This is a genomic window from Streptomyces sp. NPDC127177 (genome assembly GCF_042672475.1).
In the GTDB taxonomy this organism is placed as follows: domain Bacteria; phylum Actinomycetota; class Actinomycetes; order Streptomycetales; family Streptomycetaceae; genus Streptomyces.
In genome coordinates, this window is record NZ_JBHXUW010000001.1 from 131928 (window position 1) to 156980 (window position 25053).

20 protein-coding genes are annotated in these 25053 nt (G+C 70.7%); 12 read left to right on the forward strand and 8 right to left on the reverse strand.

The window, feature by feature from the left end; translation table 11 throughout:
- Nucleotides 1-56: 56 nt before the first annotated feature.
- The gene (locus ACFVJX_RS00530; protein ID WP_384123688.1) at nucleotides 57-1325 is read right to left on the reverse strand and encodes an ABC transporter substrate-binding protein; all 1269 of its coding nucleotides are present in this window, start codon (nucleotides 1323-1325) and stop codon (nucleotides 57-59) included.
- A 225-nt stretch (nucleotides 1326-1550) separates the two neighbouring features.
- Here ACFVJX_RS00530 and ACFVJX_RS00535 point away from each other — a divergent pair, with 225 nt between their 5' ends.
- Nucleotides 1551-2663, forward strand: a complete 1113-nt coding sequence (locus tag ACFVJX_RS00535; protein WP_384123686.1) for a LacI family DNA-binding transcriptional regulator — start codon at nucleotides 1551-1553, stop codon at nucleotides 2661-2663.
- A gap of 131 nt (nucleotides 2664-2794) precedes the next feature.
- Here the strand turns inward: ACFVJX_RS00535 and ACFVJX_RS00540 are convergent, their stop codons facing one another.
- Both ACFVJX_RS00540 and ACFVJX_RS00545 read right to left on the reverse strand, forming a co-directional pair.
- Nucleotides 2795-4189, reverse strand: a complete 1395-nt coding sequence (locus tag ACFVJX_RS00540; protein ID WP_384123684.1) for an endo-1,4-beta-xylanase — start codon at nucleotides 4187-4189, stop codon at nucleotides 2795-2797.
- A gap of 840 nt (nucleotides 4190-5029) precedes the next feature.
- On the reverse strand, nucleotides 5030-6880 hold the full coding sequence (locus tag ACFVJX_RS00545) for a serine hydrolase (protein WP_384123682.1): 1851 nt from the start codon (nucleotides 6878-6880) through the stop codon (nucleotides 5030-5032).
- A 182-nt stretch (nucleotides 6881-7062) separates the two neighbouring features.
- Here ACFVJX_RS00545 and ACFVJX_RS00550 point away from each other — a divergent pair, with 182 nt between their 5' ends.
- The 3 genes from ACFVJX_RS00550 to ACFVJX_RS00560 all read left to right on the forward strand — a co-directional run bounded on the left by ACFVJX_RS00550 (nucleotide 7063) and on the right by ACFVJX_RS00560 (nucleotide 11406).
- A complete protein-coding gene (locus ACFVJX_RS00550) occupies nucleotides 7063-8172 on the forward strand; it encodes an NAD(P)H-dependent flavin oxidoreductase (protein WP_384123680.1) in 1110 nt (369 codons plus the stop codon).
- Nucleotides 8169-9710: an acyl-CoA synthetase gene (locus ACFVJX_RS00555; protein ID WP_384123678.1), complete on the forward strand. Its 1542-nt coding sequence runs from the start codon at nucleotides 8169-8171 to the stop codon at nucleotides 9708-9710. Before ACFVJX_RS00550 ends, ACFVJX_RS00555 begins: the two co-directional genes overlap by 4 nt.
- 187 nt (nucleotides 9711-9897) lie before the next feature.
- Entirely contained in the window at nucleotides 9898-11406 is a 1509-nt protein-coding gene (locus ACFVJX_RS00560; protein WP_384123676.1) for an acyl-CoA synthetase, read from the forward strand.
- A 57-nt stretch (nucleotides 11407-11463) separates the two neighbouring features.
- Here ACFVJX_RS00560 and ACFVJX_RS00565 read toward each other — a convergent pair whose 3' ends face one another.
- Complete coding sequence (locus tag ACFVJX_RS00565) at nucleotides 11464-12255, reverse strand: SAM-dependent methyltransferase (RefSeq protein ID WP_384123674.1); 792 nt, start codon at nucleotides 12253-12255, stop codon at nucleotides 11464-11466.
- A 174-nt stretch (nucleotides 12256-12429) separates the two neighbouring features.
- Nucleotides 12430-13725: a phenylacetate--CoA ligase PaaK gene (gene paaK / locus ACFVJX_RS00570; RefSeq protein WP_384123672.1), complete on the reverse strand. Its 1296-nt coding sequence runs from the start codon at nucleotides 13723-13725 to the stop codon at nucleotides 12430-12432.
- A gap of 199 nt (nucleotides 13726-13924) precedes the next feature.
- Here paaK and ACFVJX_RS00575 point away from each other — a divergent pair, with 199 nt between their 5' ends.
- Nucleotides 13925-15448, forward strand: a complete 1524-nt coding sequence (locus ACFVJX_RS00575) for an alpha/beta fold hydrolase (RefSeq protein ID WP_384123670.1) — start codon at nucleotides 13925-13927, stop codon at nucleotides 15446-15448.
- A gap of 36 nt (nucleotides 15449-15484) precedes the next feature.
- Here ACFVJX_RS00575 and ACFVJX_RS00580 read toward each other — a convergent pair whose 3' ends face one another.
- Nucleotides 15485-17119, reverse strand: a complete 1635-nt coding sequence (locus tag ACFVJX_RS00580; protein ID WP_384123667.1) for an FAD-dependent oxidoreductase — start codon at nucleotides 17117-17119, stop codon at nucleotides 15485-15487.
- 277 nt (nucleotides 17120-17396) lie between these two features.
- On the opposite strand from ACFVJX_RS00580, the gene ACFVJX_RS00585 reads away from it, so the two are divergent.
- The 7 genes from ACFVJX_RS00585 (at nucleotide 17397) to ACFVJX_RS00615 (ending at nucleotide 22703) form a co-directional block, all read left to right on the forward strand.
- A complete protein-coding gene (locus ACFVJX_RS00585; RefSeq protein ID WP_384123665.1) occupies nucleotides 17397-18518 on the forward strand; it encodes a SchA/CurD-like domain-containing protein in 1122 nt (373 codons plus the stop codon).
- A 76-nt stretch (nucleotides 18519-18594) separates the two neighbouring features.
- Nucleotides 18595-19029, forward strand: coding sequence for a cupin domain-containing protein (locus tag ACFVJX_RS00590; protein ID WP_384123663.1), 435 nt, complete (start codon nucleotides 18595-18597; stop codon nucleotides 19027-19029).
- Nucleotides 19026-20294: a beta-ketoacyl-[acyl-carrier-protein] synthase family protein gene (locus ACFVJX_RS00595; protein ID WP_384123662.1), complete on the forward strand. Its 1269-nt coding sequence runs from the start codon at nucleotides 19026-19028 to the stop codon at nucleotides 20292-20294. Before ACFVJX_RS00590 ends, ACFVJX_RS00595 begins: the two co-directional genes overlap by 4 nt.
- Nucleotides 20291-21541: a beta-ketoacyl synthase N-terminal-like domain-containing protein gene (locus ACFVJX_RS00600; protein ID WP_384123660.1), complete on the forward strand. Its 1251-nt coding sequence runs from the start codon at nucleotides 20291-20293 to the stop codon at nucleotides 21539-21541. Before ACFVJX_RS00595 ends, ACFVJX_RS00600 begins: the two co-directional genes overlap by 4 nt.
- Nucleotides 21542-21557: 16 nt before the next feature.
- Nucleotides 21558-21815, forward strand: coding sequence for an acyl carrier protein (locus tag ACFVJX_RS00605; protein ID WP_384123658.1), 258 nt, complete (start codon nucleotides 21558-21560; stop codon nucleotides 21813-21815).
- A gap of 1 nt (nucleotide 21816) precedes the next feature.
- A complete protein-coding gene (locus ACFVJX_RS00610; RefSeq protein ID WP_384123656.1) occupies nucleotides 21817-22296 on the forward strand; it encodes an SRPBCC family protein in 480 nt (159 codons plus the stop codon).
- A gap of 74 nt (nucleotides 22297-22370) precedes the next feature.
- Entirely contained in the window at nucleotides 22371-22703 is a 333-nt protein-coding gene (locus ACFVJX_RS00615; RefSeq protein ID WP_384123654.1) for a TcmI family type II polyketide cyclase, read from the forward strand.
- Nucleotides 22704-22775: 72 nt separating this feature from the next.
- Here ACFVJX_RS00615 and ACFVJX_RS00620 read toward each other — a convergent pair whose 3' ends face one another.
- A complete protein-coding gene (locus ACFVJX_RS00620; protein ID WP_384123652.1) occupies nucleotides 22776-23843 on the reverse strand; it encodes a methyltransferase in 1068 nt (355 codons plus the stop codon).
- Between the two features lie 35 nt (nucleotides 23844-23878).
- A complete protein-coding gene (locus ACFVJX_RS00625) occupies nucleotides 23879-24952 on the reverse strand; it encodes a nitrous oxide reductase family maturation protein NosD (protein ID WP_384123650.1) in 1074 nt (357 codons plus the stop codon).
- Nucleotides 24953-25053 lie beyond the last annotated feature (101 nt).

Consider the following 25053-nt stretch of genomic DNA (forward strand, 5'->3'; position numbering starts at 1 on the left):
GAAGGCGGCCGCGCGGGCCGTGCCTTCAGTACGGATGTCGCTCCCACAGTGACGCCTCACATCCGGCCGATGGCGGCCTCGGCGAGCCGGCCGAGTTCCGCGATGGCGTCCTTCGCGGACTGACCGCCCACGATCGCGGGCTCGAGCGTCGGCTTGATCTTCTCGCGGATCTCCATCCAGGCGGCGGTTCCGCCCTCCGAGCGGGCGGCGCTCATGTTCTGGAGCGAGAGGTCGACGAACTTGTTCTCCTTCACGTACCCGGTGTCGTTGAGGTCCTTGAGCCCCGGTACCGAACCGCGCTGCTTCGCCGCGCCCAGGATCGACTCGGGGGTAGCGAGGTACTCGACCAGCGCACGGGCCGCCGCCGGGTGCTTGGAACTCGCCGACTGGGTGACCAGGGTGCCGCCCTGGAGCATCGCCGGCCGGCGGTTGGCCAGGACGAAGCAGCCGAGCGTGTCGTCCTTCATCAGGTCGGGCGACTGGTCACGGACCTGCTCCCACAGGGCGCTGGTCGTCATCATCATCGACGCCTTGCCGGTCTGGACGTTCGAGGGCGCACCGGCGTCCGTCTTCTTCGTGTAGTCGGCCGAGCCGTCCTTCATGAGGTCCTTGAAGAACTGCAGCGCCTCGACGCCCCGCTTGTCGGTGAACAACACCTTCTTGCCGTCCGCGCTGAACAGCTGACCGCCGTTGGCGAAGAGGAAGGTCTCCCAACACTGTCGCAAATCAATGGAGAACGGGTCGAAACCTACCCGACCACCTGTCGTCAGCTGCTTGGCCACGGCCCGCAGCTCCGCCCAGTTGGCCGGAGTCTTCTTGATCCCGGCCTCGGCGAAGTGGTCCTTGCGGTAGACGACGATGCGGGTGTCCAGGACCACCGGCAGCGCGTACAGCTTGCCGTCGTAACGGGACGGCTCCAGCACCCGCTTCTCGTAGTCGTGCGCCGTGGCGAACTTCTCGGGCAGTGGGGCGATCGCCTTCTTGGCCGCGAACGGGGGGATCCAGCCGACGCCCATCATCAGCACATCGGGCAGCAGGCCGCCCGCGAGACCAGTGGTGATCTTCTCGTTGAGCTGGGCGTACGTGGTGTAGTCCACGTTCACCTTGACGTCCGGATACTTCTTCCGGAAGCCGCCGAGGATCTCCTTCTCCAACAGTGTCTTGCCGTCGGCGCCTTCGTAGATCGGGGTGAGCAGCGTGATCTCGCCCTCGGCGGGACCGTCGGCGGAGCCGGCCGCCGAGGAGCCGGTGCCGCAGCCGGAGAGTGCGGCCGCGGCCGTACCGGCACCGATGGCAGCGAGCAGCGACCGTCGTTTGAGTTCCATGGGCACCCCTTTTGAGGTGGAGGCAGTGGATCGATCCAGCGATGGCAACCCGTGTATGGCTGGGAAGCGCTGGTAAATCGATGCACTGAGACTAAGAACGCGCCAAGAGGTGCGTCAACAGCTGATGCACAACAATTTTCGGGGAAGTTAACCGGTGTACCGGTGAAGAGAGTTCAGTAAATCGGTACACTAGTCTGGCTGAACACGTTCCGAACCGGAGGTGGCATGAGCGGGGTAACGATCCATCAGGTCGCGGAGGCCGCGGGAGTATCCGCGAGCACCGTGTCGAACGTCCTCAACGGTCGTACGGACCGTATGCAGGCGGCCACCCTGGCCCGCGTGGAGCGGGTGATCGAGCAGCTCAGCTACCGGCCCAACCGTGCGGCGAGGATGCTGCGCACCGGCCGGATCAAGGTCATCGGCCTGATCGTGCCGTCCGTCGCCAACCCCTTCTGGGGGGCGCTCGCCCGGGAGCTGGAGGCCATCGCGCTGGCCGAGGGCTACCACGTACTGCTGTGCAACAGCGAGCGTGATCCGGCCCGCGAGCTCAAGTACGGCGAGGAACTGCTGGCCGACGGGGTGAGCGGGGTGGTGCTCTGCTCCTCGCTGCCGTCCCTCGAACATGTGGCGCCGCTGCTCGGCCGCGGGCTGAAGATGGTCGCCTTCGACCGCACCGCCCAGGCCGGCGACCCGGCGTCGCTGGCATCCATCAGCGTCGACAACGCGATGGGCGCCGAGCTCGCCACCCGCCATCTGCTGGAGCTGGGCCACCGGCGGCTGGCGTTCGTCTCGGGGTCGGTCAACAGTGTCAACCGCCGTGAGCGGCTGCGCGGCTTCCGGGCGGCCCTGGAGTCGGCCGGTCTCGATCCGGCCGACGCGATCGTCTGGCCCGGCGCCGACACCGCCGAGTTCGGCGACAAGGACGCCGCCGAGCTGGGGCGCAACGCCGCCCGCGAACTGCTCGGTGGCCCGCGCCCGCCCACCGCGTTCGTCGCCATCAACGACATGTGCGCGATCGGGATCTGCCGGGGTGCGAAGGACGCCGGACGCACGGCGGGACAGGACATCTCGGTCGTCGGGTTCGACGACATCCTGCTGGCCGACCTCTTCGAGCCGCCGCTCACCACGGTCCGCCAGCCACTGCCGGAGATGGCGGCCGAGACCTTCCAGCAACTGCGGGCCCGGATCGACTCGGCGCCGGTGGCGGGACGGTCGCTCCTGATCAGGCCGCGGCTGGTGGTTCGGGAGTCGACCGCGCCCGCACCGGTCGGGGCCAAGGTGCCGGCGGGCCGTACGCACACCGACGAGCCGGCGGCCCCGACGGCGGCGCTCCGGTGAACGGGGTGCGGCAGGCGCGAGGGCACCGCCGCTGAGGCATCGCCACTGAGGGATTGCCCTCGCGCGGTGCCCGGACGGAAGCCCGGGGCGGGGCGGCCGGGTGGCCGACCGGGCCCCGGGCCCCGGGCGGGTCAGGAGGCGGTGCAGGCGCCGACGGAGGGCGCCGCTGTGTTGCCGTTCGTCATCACGGTGAACCCGAAGGACACCGAGGCCCCGGCGGCGAGATTCCCGTTGCCGTTGGGCCTCATGGTCATCACGTTGCCACTGCTGTCCCAGGACGGGGTGCCGTTCCAGGTGGTGGAGACCTTCTGCGGGGACGTCACGGTGACAGGGACCGTCCAGCCGCCGATCGCGGAACTCCCCGCCGTCACCGTCACCTGGCCGTTGAACCGGTCGCCCCAGGTGTCCGTCCTGGCGTAGGTCGCGGTGCAGGTGGCGCCACCGGTGCCGCCGTCACCACCCCCGCCCCCGCCGGAGCCGCCCAGCGCCGTCAGTACCGCGGTGTACGCCGGCTTCTTGGCGTAGTCGCCGTCGAACAGCAGCGGTGTGCCGCCGCTGCGCCACGAGTACTTGTCGGTCACACCCCAGACGGTCATGCCCGCGCAGCGGGACACGGCCAGGCAGGCGTTCACGACCTCGGTGTAACCGGCGGCCTGCGCCGAGCCCGAGCCCTCGATGTCCAGTTCGGTGATCTGGACATCGACACCCAGATCGGCGAAGCGCTGGAGGTTGGCCCGGTAGTCGCCGGGGACGGGCGAGTTGCTGTTGAAGTGCGACTGGAAGCCGACACAGTCGATGGGCACACCGCGTTGCTTGAAGTCCTTCACCATGGCGTAGACCGCGTTGCTCTTGGCGTTCTGGCCGTCGGTGTTGTAGTCGTTGTAGCAGAGCTTGGCGCCGGGATCGGCCGCGCGGGCGGTGCGGAACGCCTCCTCGATGTAGCCGCTGCCGAGCTTGTCCTCGAAGGGTGAGCTGCGCCGTGCTCCGCTGCCGCCGTCCTGGAACGCCTCGTTGACCACGTCCCAGGCGTAGATCTTGCCCTTGTAGTGGTCCATCACCTTGGTGATGTGGTTGTTCATCGCCGAGCGCAGATCGTCGGCGCCGAGCCCGCCGACCCAGCCGGGCAGCTGTGAGTACCAGACCAGGGTGTGGCCGCGGACCTTCATGCCCCGTCCCTGCGCGTGACTGACGATCTGGTCCGCGGACCCGAAGCTGAACGTGTTGCGGGTGCCTTCGACGGCGTCCCACTTCATCTCGTTCTCGGGCGTCACCATGTTGAACTCGGTGTCCAGCGTGGAGGCGTACGCCGACTCGCCGAGGTGGCCGGCGGCGACGGCGGCGCCGAAGTAGCGGCCCTTGGCGGCGGCCGAGGCGCCGAGCGTGGTCGCCGCGTCGGCGGTCCCCGCCAGCGACAGCACACCGGCAGCGGTGAGGACTCCCGCCGTAACGAGGGTGAATGCTCTTCGTGCCCGGGAGCGGAGCGGTGGACGGGCGGGCTCCGGGCCGGACGGGGAACGGACGATCACTTTCCAACACCTTCTTCCGGTTGATCGGGTGGTGCGGGGAGCGAGGGAGAGTATGCGCGCGCCACAAAGGCTCGTCAACGCCACATTTCCGAAATATTTCGAGAACGTGAACCGCTCGGATATCTCGATCAATTGGTTTGACCTGCGTATATGTACGGCCGTGGGCTCAAGGCAGGGGTGAATCATGGGACGGATAGGGACATTCGCATCCGAGAGTTGCGAAAGCTCGCCGAAAGAGTGCTTGGTTCAGGTGGTCGTGGCCCGTCGCAATTGCAGAATGCGTTCATCGGTCGCACTTCCGACCTGGGTGTTCGTCAAGTGGTGCGTCGCTTTGGGTGATTTGCTGCCCGAAAGTGGAGGGGTTGGCTATCGAAATATTTCGAAGCTGGAAAAATTCGGTGGGATACGGCGGCCGGCGGCGTGACCACGACGGCTCCGTCCGGATCATCCACAAGGCGCTCAAGGCCGCCGGGGCACGGTTGTGACCGGCCGCCGAGTCCACCTGCGGGTGGGGAAGACCCGATCAGCGGGGGAGTCCACGGCGTTGGCCGGTCCGTGTGACGGCGGACTCGCCGCGCAGGCTCGGGGCCGACCACGCAGACGCAGACGCAGGCCTGTCCCAGGCCCACCGGCCCGCCGCGGACCCCGGTGTGGAGAGGCACTCTCCGTCCTCACCGCCCGGTGTGCGCGAGCAAGGCCCGTGCGGCGCCTCACGGCGTACGGCCTGCCCGACGGCGGGCAGGCCGTACTGCGTTGTCGCGTGCCGGACGGGCATCCGCCGTCGGATCCGGCCGGCCCGTACCCCCGCCGGTCCGCCCGCGCGGTAAGTGCGGGTCCGTCTCAGTCCGTCGAGGGGGACCAGCCGTCGGCCTCGATGCGACGGGCATCGCCCGGCCTGCCCTCGTCGAAGACGGTACGGCCGCCGTCCTCGACCCGGATGGCGTCGACGTAGACCCCGCGGCCCACGTACAACTGGTCCGTGGCGTACCGCCACCGCAGCCGTGCCTCGCTGCCGCGCCAGGTCGACAGGTCGGCGTCCAGCCGGTGCCAGACGCGCCCCGACCAGCCCGAGACGGAACCGGCCGGATGGTCCTCGGGCCGCGGTCGCTGTTCCTGTGGCGTCGGGACGGTCGTGAACGGGACCGGCCGCCAGGTGGATCCCGCATCCGATGAGGCCTCCAGGAACAGGAAGTCGGAGTCCGGTTCGGTGTCCCACCACAGGGCACAGCTCAGCCGGGCGCGCGAGGAGGCGAGGGTCAGCGGCGGGAGGGCCAGTGTGGCCGAGGAGGCGCTGGTCATACCGGAGAACCAGGCCGTGCGGCCGCGGGCGGGCGGGACGGCGACGGCGCGAGCCAGCTGGTTGGCGGTCGCCACGCGCGGCGCGCTGCCGGAGCGCCAGTCGCGCACCGGGTGCACCGAATTGCCCAGCACGATCAGGAACGAGTCCGTCGTCGGGTCCAGTACCAGGCTGGTGCCGGTGAAACCGGTGTGGCCGGCCGTGCGCGGGGTGGCCATCGCCCCCATGTACCAGTGCTGGTAGAGCTCGAAGCCGAGGCCGTGCGCATCACCGGGGAACGCCGTGTTGAAGTCGGTGAACAGCAGGTCCACCGAGTGGGCGGAGAGGATCCTCGCGCGCCCGTAGACCCCGCCGTTCAGGAGCGTGCGGGCGAGGATCGCCAGGTCCCAGGCGCACGAGAAGACCCCCGCGTGGCCGGCGACGCCGTCGAGACTGTAGGCGTTCTCGTCGTGCACCTCGCCCCAGACCAGCCCGCGGTCCAGCCCGGACCACGGCGGCCGGGCGTCCTCGGTCGCGGCGATCTTCGGCTTCCAGGAGGCCGGCGGGTTGTAGCGGGTGCGCTGCATCCCGAGCGGAGCGGTGATCTGCTCACGGAGCAGTACGTCCTCGGTGTGACCGGTGATCTTCTCCAGCACCAGTTGGAGCGAGATCAGATTGAGGTCGGAGTAGAGGTAGGCCGTGCCGGGCGGGCTCGCCGGTACCTCGTTCCAGATCAGCTCCAGCTTCCCCTCCCGGGTCGGCGCCGAGTAGAGCGGGATCCAGGCGCGGAAGCCGGAGGTGTGCGTGAGCAGCTGACGGATCGTGACGTCCTGTTTGCCGCCGCCGGCGAAGTCGGGCAGGTACGAGGCGACGGTCGCCTCCAGCTCCAGCCTGCCGCGTTCGATCTGCTGCACGGCCAGGATCGAGGTGAACAGCTTCGACACCGACGCCAGGTCGAAGACCGTGTCCTGGGCCATGGGGATCTGCTGCTCAGGCGGGAACTCCACACCGGTGTCGGTCTTCTCGTCGTACGCCGCGTAGCGCAGCGCCTTGCCGATCGGGCGGTGCAGCGCGACCGTCCCGCCCCGCCCGGCGAGCAGCACCGCGCCCGCGTACCAGGGGTGCGCGGGGGAGTCGGCGAGGTACTTCTCCGCCTCGGCGACGAGCTGGTCGAGCGGTTCCTGGAGCAGGCCGGCGCGGGCGGCGGATCCGCGCCGCAGTGTCGGCCTGCTCTGCCCGGACGGTGATCCCGCCGCGGTTCCTGCGCGCATACCCGACGACCCCGCCCCCGACTCCGTGGCAGACGCCCGCTCCGCGAACGGAACCGGCGCCAGGGCGAGTGCTCCGCCCAGGGCCAGCATCCCACTGCCCAGCCTCCGCCGGCTGATGCCCCCGCCCGCCGTGTCCTCGGTCATCCGGAACCCCTTCCCACTGCGTGAAAGTAACTTTCGAAATCTCGTCCGACTGTGAAACTTCCTGCCGAGGCAGAGGGTACTGGCCCCCTCCGTCGTCCCGGAGTCCCCGGAGCCACAAAGAATCTGACACAGCATCAGAAAATCTCTTCCCTCGGCCGCACGACTGCGGCATCCTGCCGCCCATGGAGACGGAGCTGAGCAAGAGACTGGGGATCGAGCACGCCATCTTCGGCTTCACGCCGTTCCCCGCGGTGGCCGCGGCCATCACCAGGGCCGGCGGATTCGGCGTGCTCGGAGCGGTCCGCTACACCGCCCCCGACGACCTCGCACGCGACCTCGACTGGATGCAGGAGCACACCGACCGGAAACCGTACGGCCTCGATGTCGTCATGCCCGCGAAGAAGGTGGAGGGCGTGAGCGAGGCCGATGTCGAGGCGATGATCCCGGCCGGACACCGGCAGTTCGTCCGGGAGACCCTCGCCGAGCACGGCGTTCCCGAACTCGCCGAGGGCGAGGCATCGGGCTGGCGCATCACCGGCTGGATGGAGGAGGTCGCACGCAACCAGCTCGACGTGGCGTTCGACTACCCCATCAAGCTCCTCGCCAACGCGCTGGGCTCACCGCCCGCCGACGTCATCGCCCGCGCCCACGAGCACGACGTCCTCGTCGCCGCTCTGGCCGGCAGCGCCCGGCACGCGGGACACCACGCGGACGCGGGCATCGACGTCGTCGTCGCCCAGGGCTATGAAGCGGGAGGCCACACCGGGGAGATCGCCTCCATGGTGCTGGTCCCGGACGTCGTGGACGCCGTGGGCCCGCTCCCCGTCCTCGCCGCCGGCGGCATCGGCAGCGGCGAACAGATCGCCGCCGGACTCGCCCTCGGCGCCCAGGGCGTCTGGCTCGGCTCCCTCTGGCTCACCACGGAGGAGGCCGACATGCACTCCCGCGCCCTCACCGCCAAACTCCTCGCCGCGGGATCCGGCGACACCGTCCGATCCCGCGCCCTCACCGGGAAACCCGCACGCCAGCTCCGTACCGAATGGACCGACGCCTGGGACGACCCGTCGGGGCCCGGAACCCTGCCCATGCCACTCCAGGGGCTGCTGGTCGCCGAGGCCGTCTCGCGGATCCAGAAGTACGAGACGGGCGCCCTGCTCGGCACCCCCGTCGGCCAGATCGTCGGCCGGATGAACACCGAGCGCAGCGTGCAGGCCGTCTTCGACGACCTCACCCGGGGGTTCGAACGTGCAGTGGACCGGATCAACCGCATCGCCGGACGGAGCACCGCATGAACCAGCCGCCCAACGGCTTCTGGGCCCAGGCCGCCGCCGACCCCGACCGTACGATCCTGATCGCACCCGACGGCGAGAGCTGGACAGCCGGACGGCTGCACGCGGACGCCAACCGGATGGTCCACGGACTGCGCGCAGCAGGTCTGGAGGAGGGCGACGCCTTCGCCGTCGTCCTGCCCAACGGCGTCGAGTTCCTCACCGCCTACCTGGCCGCCTCGCAGGCCGGGTTCTATCTCGTCCCGGTCAACCACCACCTCGTCGGCCCGGAGATCGCCTGGATCGTCTCCGACTCCGGCGCCAAGGTGCTCATCGCCCACGAACGCTTCGCGGCCGCCGCGACCGCCGCCGCCGACGAGGCGAAGCTGCCGGCGAGCCACCGTTACGGCGTCGGCGCGGCCGAGGGCTTCCGCCCGTACGGCGAACTGCTCCGGAACCGGCCGGTATCGCCCCCGGAGGGACGCACCCTCGGCTGGGTCATGAACTACACCTCCGGCACCACAGGCCGGCCGCGCGGCATCCGGCGCCCGCTGCCCGGAAAGCTGCCCGAGGAGACCTACCTCGGCGGCTTCCTCGGCATCTTCGGCATCAAACCCTTCGACGGCAACGTCCATCTCGTCTGCTCACCGCTCTACCACACCGCGGTCCTTCAGTTCGCGGGAGCGGCCCTGCACATCGGCCACCCCCTGGTCCTGATGGACAAGTGGTCGCCCGAGGAGATGCTGCGGGCGATGGACACCCACCGCTGTACGCACACGCACATGGTCCCGACCCAGTTCCACCGCCTTCTCGCGCTGCCCGACGAGGTGAAGCGGAGGTACGACGTCACGGCGATGCGCCACGCCATCCACGGGGCCGCGCCCTGCCCCGACCACGTCAAACGCGCCATGATCGACTGGTGGGGGCAGTGCGTCGAGGAGTACTACGCGGCCAGCGAGGGCGGCGGCGCCTTCGCCACCGCCGAGGACTGGCTGCGCAAACCGGGCACCGTCGGCCGGGCCTGGCCGATCAGCGAACTCGCGGTCCACGACGACGAGGGAAACCGCCTCGCACCCGGTGAACTCGGCACCGTCTACATGAAGATGAGCACCGGCGGATTCAGCTACCACAAGGACGAGGGCAAGACGCGGAAGAACCGCATCGGGGACTTCTTCACCGTCGGCGATCTCGGCATCCTCGACGAGGACGGCTATCTCTTCCTCCGCGACCGCAAGATCGACATGATCATCTCCGGCGGGGTCAACATCTACCCCGCCGAGATCGAGAGCGCCCTCCTCACCCACCCAGCCGTCGCCGACGCCGCCGTCTTCGGCATTCCGCACGCCGACTGGGGCGAGGAGGTCAGAGCGGTCGTCGAACCGGCCGAGGGGCACGAGGCGGGCGACGCGCTCGCCGCGGCGATCCTCGGCCACTGCGCGGAACTGCTCGCCGGGTACAAACGCCCCAAGACCCTCGGCTTCATCACGACGATGCCCCGGGACCCCAACGGCAAGCTCTACAAACGCCGGCTGCGCGAGCCCTACTGGGAGGGACGCGCCTGACCGGCCCACCTCGGACCGAGCGCCACCCGTTGGTGCCGCTCGCGCTGATGGTGTGGTGGGCGCGCCGGTCGCCGTGCGGGACGCGCCACCCTGCTGAGGGGCGGAGTCCGGCCCTCGGTCCCCGCCGCGTTCGTCTTCCTCGCGATCAGCCCTTGACCGCCGGGCCCCGCCCGCACAGGATCACGCCATGACAGGTGTACGCAGCAGCACAGTCGACGGTGTCCTGACCCGCAGCGCGGGGCGCACCCCCGAGCGCACCGCTCTGCGGTACGCCGACCGGACCTGGACCTACCGAGGCCTCGACGAGGCGGTCGGCACCGCCGCCGCCGTCCTCATGGACGGCCACGGGCTGCGCCCGGGGGACCGGGTGGCCTCCTACGCCCACAACTCCGACGCGTACCTGATCGGCTTCCTCGCCTGCGCCCGGGCCGGGCTCGTCCACGTCCCCGTCAACCAGAACCTCACGGGCGAGGACCTCGCGTACATCCTGAGCCAGTCAGGAAGCTCCCTGGTCCTCACCGACCCGGATCTCGTCGACCGCGTCCCGGACCGTTACGCGGTACGGCCGCTGCGCGACGCCCCGGACTCCCTGCTGGCCGAACTGGCCACACCGCGCGCCTTCGCCTCCGGCCACGAACCGGGCGCGGACGATCTCGCCCAGCTGCTCTACACCTCGGGCACCACCGCGCTCCCCAAGGGAGCGATGATGACGCACGGCGCCCTCGTGCACGAGTACGTCAGCGCCGTCACCGCCCTCGACCTGCGCGCCGCCGACCGGCCCGTCCACGCCCTGCCGCTCTATCATTCCGCGCAGATGCACGTGTTCCTGCTGCCCTACCTCGCGGTCGGCGCCGAGAACACCGTCCTGGACGCCCCGGACGCGGGCCGGATCTTCGACCTCGTCGAGTCCGGACAGGCCGACAGCCTCTTCGCCCCGCCCACCGTCTGGATCGGCCTCGCCAACCACCCTGACTTCGAACGGCGTGACCTCGGCGGGCTGCGCAAGGCGTACTACGGCGCGTCGATCATGCCCGTGCCGGTGCTCGAACGACTCCGCGACCGGCTGCCCGGACTGGCCTTCTACAACTGTTTCGGACAGAGCGAGATCGGCCCGCTGGCCACGGTCCTTGGACCCGACGAGCACGAGGGCCGGATGGACTCCTGCGGCAGGCCGGTCCTCTTCGTCGAGGCCAGGGTCGTCGACGAGAACGGCAAGGACGTGCCCGACGGGACGGCCGGCGAAGTGGTGTACCGCTCGCCCCAGCTGTGCAACGGCTACTGGGACAAGCCGCAGGAGAGCGCCGAGGCGTTCCGCGACGGCTGGTTCCACTCCGGCGACCTCGCCGTGCGCGACCCGGAGGGCTACTTCACCGTCGTCGACCGGGTGAAGGACGTCATCAACTCCGGTGGTGTCCTCGTCGCCTCCCGCCAGGTCGAGGACGCCCTCTACACCCATCCCGCGGTCGCCGAGGCCGCAGTCGTCGGACTGCCCGACGAACGCTGGATCGAGGCCGTCACCGCCGTCGTCGTACTGCGCGACGGGGCGAGCGCGACACAGACCGAGCTGATCGCCCACGCCCGCGAGAGGCTCGCCCACTTCAAGGCCCCCAAGAGGGTGCTCTTCGTGGACGGGCTCCCGCGCAACGCCAGCGGAAAGATCCTCAAGCGCGAGCTGCGCGACCGTTTCACCGGATAGGGGCCACGACGCGGGGCCACGATCCCGCCCGCGACCGGCGGCGGCGCGGGCCGGCCGTCACCGTACGTGGGCGACCCCGACGTAGAAGCTGTCCGTGGCGCCGGTGCTCTCCTCCGGAACCGGCGCGTCCCGGTGCCACCGGGGAGCCGTGACCAGCCCCGGCTCGACGAGGTCGAGTCCGTCGAAGAACCGGGCGACCTCCGGGCGCGTCCGGGGGCGCAGGCTGATGCCGCTCGACCGGTACTCCTCGGTCTTGTCCTGCTCGGCGGAGAGGAAATCGCTGGTGAAGTGCGAGAGCACCAGACAACTCCCGGCGGGCAGCGCGTCCAGGAGGGTGCGCGTGATGCCGTAGGGATCGTCCTCGTCGGGAACGAAGTGCATGAGCGCTACGAGGGACAGCGCGACGGGCCGCTCGAAGTCCAGCAGGTTCCGGGCGTGGTCCAGGATCTTCCCCGGCTCGCGCACATCGGCGTCGAGGTACTCGGTGGCGCCCTCGGGGGTGCTGACGAGCAGCGCCTCGGCATGGCGCAGGACGATCGGATCGTTGTCCGTGTAGACCACCCTGGCCGCGGGGTTGATCTCCTGCGCTATCTGGTGGAGGTTCGGCCGGGTCGGAATGCCCGTTCCGATGTCGAGGAACTGGTCGATGCCCGTGCGCGCGGCCCAGCCGACCGCCCGGTGCATGAACGCACGGTTCTGCGCCACCGCGGCCTTCGCTACGGGCGGCATCTGCTCCCCGAGCTCCTGGTCCACCGGGTAGTTGTCCTTGCCGCCCAGCAGATAGTCGTAGACACGTGCCGGGTGCGGCCTGCTGGTGTCGATCGGAGAGTTGGCCGTGCCTGACGTCATGGAGAGCTCCAGGGTTCTTCGGCGCGCGGCTGGTGCGAAGTGCGCGGAACAGTCGGGACGGGTGGCGGTTCCGGCACGTCTCCCCTGCGCGCCTTCACCACATCGACGCATACTGCCACAGCAACCACGCCGGACCCATGGTGAGTTGATCCGCATCGGCCGGGCCGGTGGACCTCAGCCGCCCGGCCGGTCGCGCTCGTCGACGATCCTCCTGAACTTGCCGACCGACCTCTCCAGCGTCTCGGGGTCGAGGATCTCCACCCCGACCGAGACCCCGATCCCGTCCTTGACGGCGGCCGCGACCGACGCGGCGGCGGCCGCCCGCTGCTCCGGCGTCGCCCCCGCACGGGCCTCCGCGCGCACCGTCAGTACGTCCAGCCGGCCCTCACGCGTCAGCCGCAGCTGGAAGTGCGGCGACACAGCCGGCGTACGGAGCACGATCTCCTCGATCTGGGTCGGGAAGAGGTTCACCCCGCGAAGGATCACCAGGTCGTCACTGCGGCCGGTCACCTTCTCCATCCGCCGGAAGACCCGTGCGGTCCCCGGCAGCAGCCGGGTCAGATCCCGGGTCCGGTAACGGATCACCGGCATGGCCTCCTTGGTGAGCGAGGTGAACACCAGCTCACCCTCCGCGCCCTCGGGCAGCACCTCACCGGTGAACGGGTCGACCACCTCCGGATAGAAGTGGTCCTCCCAGATGTGCAGCCCGTCCTTCGTCTCCACGCACTCCTGGGCGACACCCGGGCCCATCACCTCGGAGAGTCCGTAGATGTCGACCGCGTCGATCGCGAACCGCTCCTCGATCTCGCGCCGCATCTCCTGCGTCCACGGCTCGGCGCCGAAGATGCCCACCTTCAGCGAGGTCGCCCGCGGGTCGACGCCCTGCCGCTCGAACTCGTCCAGGAGCGTGAGCATGTACGACGGCGTCACCATGATGATGTCGGGCCGGAAGTCCTGGATCAGCTGGACCTGGCGGGCGGTCATCCCGCCGGATGCGGGAACGACCGTGCAGCCGAGCCGCTCCGCGCCGTAGTGCGCACCGAGCCCGCCGGTGAACAGCCCGTACCCGTAAGCGATGTGGACCTTCTGCCCGGGCCGGCCGCCGGCCGCCCGGATGGAGCGGGCCACCACATCGGCCCAGGTGTCCAGATCGCCCTGGGTGTAGCCGACGACGGTGGGCCGGCCCGTCGTGCCGCTGGAGGCGTGGATCCTGCGCACCTGGTCCTCGGGCACCGCGAACATCCCGAACGGGTAGTTGTCCCGCAGATCGGCCTTGGTGGTGAAGGGAAAGCGGGCGAGGTCGGCGAGCGAGCGGCAGTCGTCCGGACGCAGTCCCGCCCGGTCGAACGCCTCCCTGTAGTGGGCGACGTGGTTGTACGCGTGGTGCAGTGTCGCCCGCAGCCGTTCGAGCTGGAGGGCCCGTAGCTCCTCGCGGTCCATCCGTTCCGCCGCGTCCAGCAGAGCCGTCATGCGGATCTCCCTCTTCCGTGCGCCGTGCAGGCGACCGATCATTCGGTCGTTCCTCCCGGGAGCAGTAATTCAGGATCTTGCGCCCCATGGCAAGAGGCGCGACACCGCGCGTGCCCCACGACAGGAGCCGGGCAGTGCCACGGATACGCTCGTACCGAACAGGGCTGCGTCACCCGGTCGGCCCTGTTTGGATGGTTCCATGCCGACTTTCCACGCGTACGACGGAACCGAGCTCGCGTATCACCTCGCCGGGCAGGGCGAGCCCCTGATCTGCCTGCCGGGCGGGGCCATGCGGGCCAGCGCCTACCTCGGAGACCTGGGCGGGCTGGACGCCGGCCGGCAACTGGTGCTGCTGGACCTGCGCGGTACCGGGGACTCCGCCGTGCCGGAGGACACCGCCACCTACCGCTGCGACCGGATGGTCGACGACATCGAGGCACTGCGCGAACACCTGGGTCTGGAACACATCGATCTGCTCGCCCACTCGGCCGCGGGAGAGCTCGCCGCGCTCTATGCCGCCCGGTATCCGGAGGCGTTGCGCAACCTCCTTCTCATCGCCCCCGGAACACGGGCCACCGGCCTCGGCTTCGCCGAACGCGAGGCGCGCGAGGCCGCCGCGCTGCGTCGCGCGGAACCCTGGTACGAGGATGCGCTCGGGGCCCTGGAACAGATCTGGGCCGGACACCTCACCGACGAACTCCGCGCCACCGCACGCCCGTTCCTCTACGGCCGCTGGGACGCGGCGGCGCGGGCGCACGCCGCCTCGTCCGCGGCGCAGATCAACGCCGATGCGGCCGGGGCCTACTACGGGCAAGGAGCGTTCGACCCGCCCGCCACGGTGGCCGCTCTGCGCGAACTGCCTGCGCCGGTGCTCGTCCTCGCCGGAGAGTACGACGGAGTGACCACCCCCGACCGGGCCGCCGAACTGGCCGCGCTCTTCCCGCACGCCGAGTTCGCCGTGCAACGCGGCGCCGGACACTTCCCCTGGCTCGACGACGAGGGGGCCTTCGTGCGGACCGTCACCGCCTTCCTGGACCCGGACGTGCGGAGCGTGCAGGCGGGCGGGATACGGCTGGCCTACCGGGTGTGGGGAGACGCGTTCGCACCGCCGGTCGTGCTGGTCCACGGACGCTGCGGCGACAGCCGGACCTGGACCGGCATCGCCGAGGGCCTGGCCTCCGCACACCGTGTGTACGCACTCGACTTCCGCGGCCACGGCCTCAGCGACTGGACCGGCCGCTACTCCTTCGAGCTGTTCCGCGACGATCTGCACGCCTTCCTGGAGGCCCGCAACCTCTCCGGCGCGACGGTCGTCGGACACTCCATGGGCGGCGTCGCGGCCCTGCTGCTCGCCGAGCGGCAGCCGGGACTCGTCGGCCGGCTCGTCATCGAGGAGGCCCCACCGCCCTTCCCCCTCGACCCGCCCCGCGGGCCCGTCGAACGCCCCGACGGGGAGCTGGACTTCGACTGGCCCGTCGTGCCCTCCATCAACGCCCAGCTCAATGAACCGGACCCGGCCATCCGGGAACGCCTGGGCGAGATCACCGCACCCACCCTCATCATCGGCGGCGGCCCGACGAGCCAGATCGACCAGGACGACCTCGTCTGGATGGCCCACCGGATCCCCGGCTGCCGGCTCGTCACCATCGACGCCGGCCATCTCGTCCACACCGAGCGACCGGAGGAATTCCTCGCGGCACTCCGGTCGTTCGGCGTGGCCTGACGGGACATCACGGGCGGCACCCGGCCGCCCGAACGGTCAGCCCCGGCTCAGCAGCGACACCATGACGTCCCGCAGCGTCGCCTCCGCGTCCGGAACCCCCGTCTCCGAGCGCCAGGCGACGAAGCCGTCGGGGCGTACCAGCACGGCGCCCTCGCTGCTCGTCCCGTGCGCCTCGGCCCAGTCGGCACCGGCCTCCGGCTCCAGATCGCCGCCGGGACCGGAGCCGATGCCGAACGCGTCCAGCCGTACCGCGAGTTGTTCGCCGACCCGCGCCGCCGCCCGCCGCCACGCCACGTCCGCGCCATCGGCGAGCAGCACGAAAGACCGCTCGTAGAGGTCCAGGGTGGAGATCCGTGTCCCCGCCCGCAGGACCCACAAGTGCGGCGCCCGGCTGCCCGGTTCACCCGTCAGCTGCATCCCCTGGGGCACCACCGGCTGATCCGGGGAGACGCCCAGCACCGCACCCTCCACATAGCGGTAGCCCAGTGCCACGTTCAGCATTCCGCCGCGCTTCCCGCCGCCCACGGTGGGCGGCGGGGCGTACCCCGGGTGGCTGTGTTCGCCGGAACGCGCCGAGGCACGCTCGCTCGTCGCCCGCGCCACCGGCGCCCGCTCCGCACCGTAGGTCTCCAGCAGCCCCGGCCCCGCCTCACCGCGCAGCACGGCGGCGAGCTTCCACGCCAGGTTGTGCGCGTCCTGGATACCCGTGTTGGAGCCGAACGCCCCCGTCGGCGACATCTCGTGCGCCGAGTCACCGGCGAGGAACACCCGGCCCCGGGAGTAGCGGTCCGCCACCCGCTCCGCCGCGTGCCACGGCGCCTTTCCGGTGATCTCCACGTCGATGCCGGGAGCGCCGACCGCCCGCCGGATGTGCTCGGCGCACCGCTCGTCCGTGAAGTCCTCCAGCGTCTCGCCCGCGTCGGGCTTCCACGGTGCGTGGAAGACCCAGCGCTCCTCGTTGTCCACCGGCAGCAGCGCTCCGTCCGCCTCCGGGGCGGTCAGGTAGCACACGATGAAGCGCCGGTCGCCGAGCACATCGGCGAGCCCGCGGGAACGGAAGGTGATACTCACGTTGTGGAACAGGTCTCCGGCGCCCGACCGGCCGATGCGCAACTGCTCACGCACCGGGCTGCGCGGACCGTCGGCCGCGATGAGATAGTCCGCCCGCACGGTGGTGTGCTCGCCGGTCTCCCGGTTCTTCAGGACCGCCCCGACCCCTGACCCGTCCTGGTCGAACGACAGCAGTTCGGTGGAGAACCGCAGATCGCCGCCCTGCTCCCGGGCCCGGTCCAGCAGCACCGGCTCCAGGTCGTTCTGGCTGCACAGGCACCAGCCGGTCGGGCTGAACCGGGCGAGTGCGCCACCCGGGTCGATCTCCTTGAACAGCCACTCCTGATCGTCACCGGTCAACGACCCGGCCTGCAGAATCCCGTGGTTCTCCGCCAGCACCGACGCGGCCGCCCGGATCTGCGGCTCCACCCCGGCCCTGCGGAAGACCTCCATCGTCCGCACGTTGTTGCCGCGGCCACGCGGATGCGTCGAGGTGGCCGCGTGCTTCTCGACCAGCAGATGCTCGACGCCGAGCCGGCCGAGGAAAAGGGACGCGGACAGGCCCACCAGGGAGCCGCCCACGATGAGGACCGGTACGTGGAGGTCGACGTTCTCGTTCATCAGTTGCTCCAGCTCGGACGCCGTACAGATGCAGTGTCCATGCCCTTGTCGGAGCCTGGTCGGAGCGGTTCGGACGCCCGCTCACCTGAACGGTTCATAAATCTCGCGTCAGGCGGACCAGCGTTTCACGATCGGTGACGGAGACGACGCCCGCGGTCCGGGGCGGACCGTGCGCATCCGCCGGGAGACTCCCCGCTCCGCTTTCCACTCGACAGCCGCCGGTTACCCAGCGAACCGGCAGGCCGGGCCGCCCAACCGTCTCGAAGGAGTTCGACAGATGACCACCACCCTCTCGGAACGGACCTCCCAGTCCGCCTTCGACGGATCCAGGCTGCGGGTCATCCTGCTGCTTGACCTGCACGACGGCGCCCAGAAGCAGTTCCTGGAGGCCTACGAGCACATGCGCAACCAGGTGGCCTCCATCCCCGGCCACATCAGCGACCAGCTGTGCCAGTCCATCGAGAACCCCTCCCAGTGGCTCATCACCAGCGAGTGGGAGAGCGCGCCGCCCTTCCTCGCCTGGGTCAACAGCGAGGACCACGTCGCCACGGTCCAGCCCCTGCACAGCTGCGTACGCGACACCCGCTCGCTGCGCTTCAGCGTCCTGCGGGAGACCGGCGCCGCGTTCGAGGAGAGCTTCGAGCCCGTCAAGGGCGGGCTCCAGGCCGCGCCCCGCCTCGGCGACGGGGTGGTGCGCCACGCGCTGACCTTCACCGTCAAGCCTGGCACCGAGGAGATCGTCGCGAAGATCCTCGCCGACTACGACTCCCCGAAGGCACGGGTCGACGAGCACACCCGGCTGCGCCGCACCTCGCTGTTCATGCACGGGAACCGCGTGGTGCGGGCGGTCGAGGTCGAGGGAGACCTCCTCGCGGCCCTGCGCCACGTCTCCCGGCAGCCGGAGATCCGGGCCGTCGAAGAGGCGATCAACCCGTATCTGGAGCAGGACCGCGACCTGGCCGACCCCGACTCGGCGCGGATGTTCTTCACCCGGGCGGCGCTGCCCACCGTCCACCACGTGACGACGGGCCGGCACCCCGAAGGGGAGCTCAAGCGCCACGCGCTGTTCTACCAGGCCAAGGAGGGCTGCGGCATGGCCCTGGCCCGGCTCCTGGCCGAGCACGACGAGGAGGAGGCCGACGAAGCCGGCAGCCCCGTCGACAGCAGCACGATCTTCCAGCGCGACGACGTCGTCGTCCGCCTCCTGGAGGTGAGCGGCCCGCTCGACGCACACCCCGCACAGGCGCTCGGCATCCACGGCCCCGGCAAGGCGGCCAGGCTCGCACGCCTCCTCGACGGGGAGGCGAACGCCGTACCCACCAGCGACCAGGACGCCGCCCGCTTCCTCGCCCGGTCCGAGATGCACCTGATCACCGACCGGCGGGCTGCGGAGTCCTGAGCCGCGCCCCAGCACCCTGGGGGGTTCTCGCTCAACCCGTCGACACAACGCGCAACGCGCCAGGAGGAAAGCAGTCATGACCATGCACCGGCCACGCATCGTGGACCTCAGCGAGACCCAGCCCAACCGCAGGCGCGGAGGTGACCTGCGCGCCCTTCTCACCCCGACGGCGGTAGGAGCCACCAGCGGCTTCATGGGGCTGGCCATTGTCCAGCCCGGCGACCGCATCGGCGAGCACTACCACCCGTACTCGGAGGAGTTCGTGTACGTCGTGAACGGGCTCCTGGAGGTCGACCTGGACGGCGAGCCGCATGCGATGCGGCCCGACCAGGGGCTGCTCATCCCCCCGCACGTCCGGCACCGCTTCCGCAACGTCGGCGACACCGAGGCGCGCATGGTCTTCCACCTCGGGCCGCTCGCCCCACGTCCGGAGCTCGGACACGTCGACACCGAGCACACGGACACGGCCGAGCGGAGCGCGCCGCCAGAACGAACCGAGGCGGCTTCATGACCCGGCGGGTGGCGGTCACGGGCGTCGGTGTCGTCGCCCCGGGCGGGATCGGCACACCGGCCTTCTGGGACCTCCTCGCCAACGGCCGCACGGCGACACGCGGCATCACGCTCTTCGACCCGGCCGGCTTCCGGTCCCGGATCGCGGCCGAGTGCGACTTCGACCCGGCGGCGTACGGACTGGACGAGGACGAGGTCGCCCGCGCGGACCGCTACGTCCAGTTCGCCATGGTGGCCGCCCGCGAGGCGCTCGCCGACGCGGGCCTCGACCAGGAGCGCACCGACCCCTGGCGCATGGGCGTCTCGCTGGGCACCGCGGTCGGCGGTACCACCCGGCTGGAGCACGACTACGTCGCGGTCAGCGGCAGCGGTGCGCGCTGGGACGTCGACCACCGCCCGGCCGGACCCCATCTGGAACGGGCCTTCTCGCCCAGTTCGCTGGCCTCCGCCGTCGCCGAGCAGGTCGGCGCGCACGGCCCGGTGCAGACCGTGTCGACCGGCTGCACCTCCGGACTCGACGCGATCGGCTACGCCTTCCACTCCATCGAGGAGGGCCGCGTCGACGTCTGCATCGCGGGGGCGTCCGACTCCCCGATCACCCCGATCACGGTGGCGTGCTTCGACGCGATCAAGGCGACCTCGGCCAACAACGAGGACCCGGAACACGCCTCCCGGCCCTTCGACTCCCGCCGCGACGGCTTCGTGATGGGGGAGGGCGGCGCGGTGCTCGTCCTGGAGGAGCTGGAGCACGCCCGGGCCCGCGGTGCGACGGTGTACTGCGAGATCGCGGGCTACGCGACCTTCGGCAACGCGTACCACATGACCGGTCTGACCCCGGAGGGCCTGGAGATGGCCGAGGCCATCAACCGGGCACTCGGACACGCCAGGATCGACGCGACGGACATCGACTACGTCAACGCGCACGGCTCGGGCACCAAACAGAACGACCGGCACGAGACCGCCGCCGTGAAGCGGGCGCTCGGCGCGCACGCCCACGACGTACCGATGAGCTCCATCAAGTCGATGGTCGGGCACTCGCTCGGCGCGATCGGGGCGATAGAGATCGCGGCCTGCGTGCTCGCTCTGGTCCACCAGACGGTCCCGCCGACCGCGAACTACGAGTCGCCCGACCCCGAGTGCGACCTCGACTACGTGCCGCGCACCGCACGTCCGCTGAAGCTGCGCAGCGTCCTCTCGGTCGGCAGCGGCTTCGGCGGCTTCCAGTCCGCGGTGGCCCTGACCAGAACCGGTGGGAGGACACCATGAGCACCCGAGAGGACCGGCGCACGGTCGTCACCGGCATCGGCGTCGTCGCCCCCAACGGCACGACCACCGAGGCCTTCTGGAAGCGGACGCAGGAAGGCATGAGCGTCCTGGACCGCGTCACCCGGGAAGGGTGCGAGCGGCTTCCGCTGCACGTGGCGGGCGAGGTCAGGGGCTTCGACCCGGTCAGCCTGATCGAGGAACGCTACCTCGTGCAGACCGACCGGTTCACCCACTTCGCGATGGCCGCGGCCGACATGGCCCTGGACGACGCCCGGCTGGGCCGTGCCGACTACGAGGACGAGCCGTTCAGCGTCGGAGTGGTGACGGCCGCGGGTTCCGGCGGCGGCGAGTTCGGCCAGCGCGAGCTGCAACGGCTCTGGGGACAGGGCTCCAAGTACGTCGGCCCCTACCAGTCGATCGCCTGGTTCTACGCCGCGAGCACCGGCCAGATCTCCATCCGCGGCGGTTTCAAGGGGCCGTGCGCGGTGGTGGCCAGCGACGAGGCCGGCGGCCTCGACGCACTGGCGCATGCCGCCCGGTCCATCCGGCGCGGGACCGACGCGGTGGTCGTCGGCGCGGCCGAGGCCCCGCTCGCGCCCTACTCCGTCGTCTGCCAGCTCGGCTACCGCGACCTGAGCGCCACCGAGGAGCCGACCCGGGCCTACCGCCCGTTCACCTCGGACGCCTGCGGATTCGTGCCCGCCGAGGGCGGCGCGATGTTCGTGGTCGAGGCGGAGGGCCCCGCCCGGGAGCGCGGCGCCCGGATCAGGGCCGAAGTCGCCGGTCACGCGGCGACCTTCACCACCGCGATGCGCTGGGAGGAGTCCCGCGAGGGGCTCGCCCACGCCATCGAGGGCGCCCTGCGGGAGGCCGACTGCGCGCCCGAGGAGATCGACGTGGTCTTCGCGGACGCACTCGGCGTGCCCGCTGCGGACCGGGCCGAGGCGCTCGCCCTGGCCGACGCGCTCGGCGCACACGGCCGGCGGGTGCCGGTGACGGCGCCCAAGACCGGGATCGGGCGGGCGTACTGCGGAGCCCCCGTCCTCGACGCGGCCGCCGCCGTCCTCGCCATGGAGAACGGTCTGGTCCCGCCCACGCCCAACGTGTTCGAGGTGTGCCACGACCTCGATGTCGTCACCGGCCGGGCCCGCCCCGCCGAACTGCGCACGGCCCTGGTGCTCAGCCGCGGCCTCATGGGCTCGAACGCGGCGATGGTGCTGCGCCGTCCCACCGACACCCCCTCGTGAGAAGGAGAAGTCCCTCATGACCGACCGACTGACGTACGAAGAACTGGCCGCCCTGATGAAGAAGGGCGCCGGACTCACCGTCGACCCCCGGGAGATGGAGAACCGGTCCGCCACCGCCTTCGACGAGTTCGGCCTCGACTCGCTGGGCCTGCTCGGCATCGTCGGCGTGCTGGAGAACCGGCACGGCCGGCCCCTGCCTGCCGACGCCGACCGGTGCAAGACCCCCCGCGAGTTCCTCGACCTCGTCAACAACAGCCTCATGACAGGAGCCTGACGTGTCCGGACACACCGAGAACGAGATCGTCATCGCCGCACCCCTGGACCTCGTCTGGGACATGACGAACGACCTGGAGAACTGGCCCGCGCTGTTCAGCGAGTACGCCGCGGTCGAGGTCATCGAGCGCGACGGCGAGCGCACCACGTTCCGCCTGACGATGCACCCGGACGAGAACGACAAGGTGTGGAGCTGGGTCTCCGAGCGGACCACGGACCGGCGCGCGCGCAAGGTCCGGGCCCGCCGGGTCGAGCCCGGTCCCTTCCAGCACATGGACATCCACTGGGAGTACTCCGAGGTCCCCGGCGGCACGCGGATGCACTGGGCGCAGGACTTCGCGATGCGTCCGGACGCCCCGGTCGACGACGCCTGGATGACCGAGAACATCAACCGCAACTCGCGGGTCCAGATGGAGCTGATCCGGGACAAGATCGAGCAGCGCGACCGCGAGCGCCGTTCGGCGTCCGTCACGGCCGGCTGACGTACCTTCCGCCGACGGTCCGGGGCCCGGCCGACAGGCCGGGCCCCGGACCGCGTACAGAAAGGCACCACCCGATGCACCACGCCCTGATCGTCGCCCGGATGGCGCCGGAGTCGGCGCCGGACATCGCCGAACTGTTCGCCGCATCCGACAGCAGCGAGCTGCCGCACCTGGTCGGCGTCACCCGGCGCAAGCTCTTCCAGTTCGGTGACGTCTACCTGCACATGATCGAGTCCGAGCGCCCGCCGGGACCGGAGATCGCCAAGGTCACCGAACACCCGGAGTTCAGGGGCCTCAGCGACCGGCTCACCGCCTTCATCAGCCCGTACGACCCGCAGACCTGGCGGGGACCGAAGGACGCGATGGCCCACGAGTTCTACCGCTGGGAGCGCGACACGAGCGCCTGACGACGACGATCGCCCCGGGCCCGGCCGCAAGGCCGGACCCGGGGCGATCCGCGTGCTGTCCGGGCCGGGGAGTCAGTCCGGGACCACGCATTCGAACGCGTGGAGGTACGGGTTGACCGGCCGGACCTCGCCGATGAGCAGCCCGGCCTCCGACAGCCGCTCCACCAGACTCTGCCGGGTGTGCTTGGCGCCGCCGACGTTCAGGAGCAGCAGCAGGTCCATGGCCGTGGTGAACCGCATCGAGGGCGAGTCGTCGACGAGGTTCTCGATGACGACGACCCGGGCCCCCGGACGTGCGGCCGCGACGACGCTGCGCAGCGCCCGGCGGGTGCTGTCGTCGTCCCACTCCAGGATGTTCTTGATGATGTAGAGGTCGGCCGACACCGGGATGCCCTCGCGGCAGTCCCCGGCCACGATCGCCGCCCGGCCGGCGAGCGCGCCGCCGTCCCGCAGCCGCTCGTCGGCCCGTGCCACCACACCCGGCAGATCCATCAGGGTGCCGCTCACCGACGGGTGCTTCTCCAGCAGGCTCGCCAGCACGTGCCCCTGACCGCCGCCGATGTCGGCGACCACGGACACCCCGGTGAGGTCGAGGAGGGCGGCGACGTCCAGCGCCGACTGCACGCTGGAGGTGGTCATGGCCCGGTTGAACACCTGGGCCGACTCGTGCGCGTCCTGGTGGAGGTAGTCGAAGAACTCCTTGCCGTGCACGTCCTCGAAGACGTTGCGGCCGGTGCGGACCGCGTCGTCGAGGCGCGGCCAGACGTCCCACGTCCAGGGCTCGGTGCACCACAGCGAGATGTACCGGAGGCTGTTCGGGTCGTCCTCGCGCAGCAGCCGTGACATGTCGGTGTGGGAGAACGCGCCGTCCGGGCTCTCGGTGAAGATGCCGTAGCAGGACAGGGCGCGCAGCAGCCTTTGCAGCGGCAGCGGTTCGGTCTTCACCGCGGCGGCCAGCTCGGCGGCGGTGGCGGGTGTCTCGCCCAGCGCGTCGGCGACACCGAGCCGGGCGGCGGCACGGATGGCCGCCGCGCACGCCGCGCCGAACACGATCTCGCGCAGCCGCATGGCCGGCTGAGGGGTGGGAACGGGCTGGACGGGAGTGGTGGCGGGGGTCGGGTTGGTGCTCACGGTCGTCATACCGTCTCGCTTCTCCTCGTACGGGGGTGCACCGGTCAGCACATTCCGGCCGGTACTGACGTCGTGCAGACGTTGCCGGTGAAGTCGTTGCCCGTGCCGGTGTCCTCGTTGGCCAGGTCGGCCGGCTGGTTGCCGGTGACCACGTTGCCGCTGATGGTGTTGTCGGTGTTCTTCGCTCCGACGAAGCTCTTGAACAGCACGACGCCGCCCGAGAGCGGCGTAGCACCCACGTTGTCCCGGATCTCGTTGGACCGCACCTCGGTGGTCTCGGTGCCGGTGAGGACGATCCCGGAGCCCTGGATCGCCGGCAGCCGGTCGGTGGCCGCGCAGAACTTGTTGTTCCCGTTGATCCGGTTGGACCGGATGGTCATGGCACCGGCCTTCGGCGTTCCCTCGTCGCCTACGACGAACACACCGCTGCAGTTGGCGGTGAAGGTGTTGTCCCGCACCGACAGGTTCCGTACGCGCCGTGCGGTGAACCCGATCCGGTTGTCGGTCAGGGTGTTGCCCCGGACCCGGGTGCCCCCGGTGTCGGTGGCCCCGCCCTCCTCGTCGACGCTGTTGGCGACGAAGATGCCCGCGTCGCCGTTGGCGCGGGCGGTGTTGTCACGGATGTCGGACCGGGTGGAGCGCTGCTGCGCGATGCCCCAGGTGCCGTTGGACTCGGCGGTGACGTCCTGGACGTCCAGCCGGTCCGTCCAGGAGGCCCAGACCCCGTTCTCCGCGAAGCCGGTGACGGTCAGGGACCGGACGGACACGTGGTCCACGGTCTGCCGGGCGGTGCCCAGGACGCAGATCCCGTTGCCGGCCGTCGCGCACGCGTTGTCCGGCTGCGTGCGCCCGGCGCCCGGCACGATGACCGTACGGTCCCCGTAGCCGCGCAGGGTCAGTCCAGGCGTGCTGATCAGCACGCTCTCGCGGTAGGTGCCGGGCTCGACGACGATGGTGTCACCGGGGCGCGCGGCGTCCACCGCTGCCTGGATCGACTGGCCCGGATGCACCACATGGCCGGCGGCCGCGGCGGCCGAGGCGGACGGCACGGCCGCGCCCAGTCCGGTCGCCGAGATGGCCGCGATGCTCACGAGGCAGGTGGAGTGTCGTTTCCTCATGAGCCGAAGCTATGGGCGATCACCCCCCGATGCCACGCACGGTGAGCGGTTGGGTACCGGACGTGCCCGAATGGCTTACGCGGCTGCCCGTGCCCCGCGTC

Excerpts from the sequence above, each read along its gene's own strand:
- ACFVJX_RS00620 (WP_384123652.1), bottom strand. The coding sequence starts at position 23,843 with ATGACGACCGTGAGCACCAACCCGACCCCCGCCACCACTCCCGTCCAG.
- ACFVJX_RS00600 (WP_384123660.1), top strand. The coding sequence starts at position 20,291 with ATGAGCACCCGAGAGGACCGGCGCACGGTCGTCACCGGCATCGGCGTC.
- ACFVJX_RS00555 (WP_384123678.1), top strand. The coding sequence starts at position 8,169 with ATGAACCAGCCGCCCAACGGCTTCTGGGCCCAGGCCGCCGCCGACCCC.
- ACFVJX_RS00585 (WP_384123665.1), top strand. The coding sequence starts at position 17,397 with ATGACCACCACCCTCTCGGAACGGACCTCCCAGTCCGCCTTCGACGGA.
- ACFVJX_RS00530 (WP_384123688.1), bottom strand. The coding sequence starts at position 1,325 with ATGGAACTCAAACGACGGTCGCTGCTCGCTGCCATCGGTGCCGGTACG.
- ACFVJX_RS00560 (WP_384123676.1), top strand. The coding sequence starts at position 9,898 with ATGACAGGTGTACGCAGCAGCACAGTCGACGGTGTCCTGACCCGCAGC.
- ACFVJX_RS00535 (WP_384123686.1), top strand. The coding sequence starts at position 1,551 with ATGAGCGGGGTAACGATCCATCAGGTCGCGGAGGCCGCGGGAGTATCC.
- ACFVJX_RS00575 (WP_384123670.1), top strand. The coding sequence starts at position 13,925 with ATGCCGACTTTCCACGCGTACGACGGAACCGAGCTCGCGTATCACCTC.
- ACFVJX_RS00545 (WP_384123682.1), bottom strand. The coding sequence starts at position 6,880 with ATGACCGAGGACACGGCGGGCGGGGGCATCAGCCGGCGGAGGCTGGGC.
- ACFVJX_RS00580 (WP_384123667.1), bottom strand. The coding sequence starts at position 17,119 with ATGAACGAGAACGTCGACCTCCACGTACCGGTCCTCATCGTGGGCGGC.
- ACFVJX_RS00595 (WP_384123662.1), top strand. The coding sequence starts at position 19,026 with ATGACCCGGCGGGTGGCGGTCACGGGCGTCGGTGTCGTCGCCCCGGGC.
- paaK (WP_384123672.1), bottom strand. The coding sequence starts at position 13,725 with ATGACGGCTCTGCTGGACGCGGCGGAACGGATGGACCGCGAGGAGCTA.
- ACFVJX_RS00625 (WP_384123650.1), bottom strand. The coding sequence starts at position 24,952 with ATGAGGAAACGACACTCCACCTGCCTCGTGAGCATCGCGGCCATCTCG.
- ACFVJX_RS00565 (WP_384123674.1), bottom strand. The coding sequence starts at position 12,255 with ATGACGTCAGGCACGGCCAACTCTCCGATCGACACCAGCAGGCCGCAC.
- ACFVJX_RS00590 (WP_384123663.1), top strand. The coding sequence starts at position 18,595 with ATGACCATGCACCGGCCACGCATCGTGGACCTCAGCGAGACCCAGCCC.
- ACFVJX_RS00615 (WP_384123654.1), top strand. The coding sequence starts at position 22,371 with ATGCACCACGCCCTGATCGTCGCCCGGATGGCGCCGGAGTCGGCGCCG.
- ACFVJX_RS00605 (WP_384123658.1), top strand. The coding sequence starts at position 21,558 with ATGACCGACCGACTGACGTACGAAGAACTGGCCGCCCTGATGAAGAAG.
- ACFVJX_RS00550 (WP_384123680.1), top strand. The coding sequence starts at position 7,063 with ATGGAGACGGAGCTGAGCAAGAGACTGGGGATCGAGCACGCCATCTTC.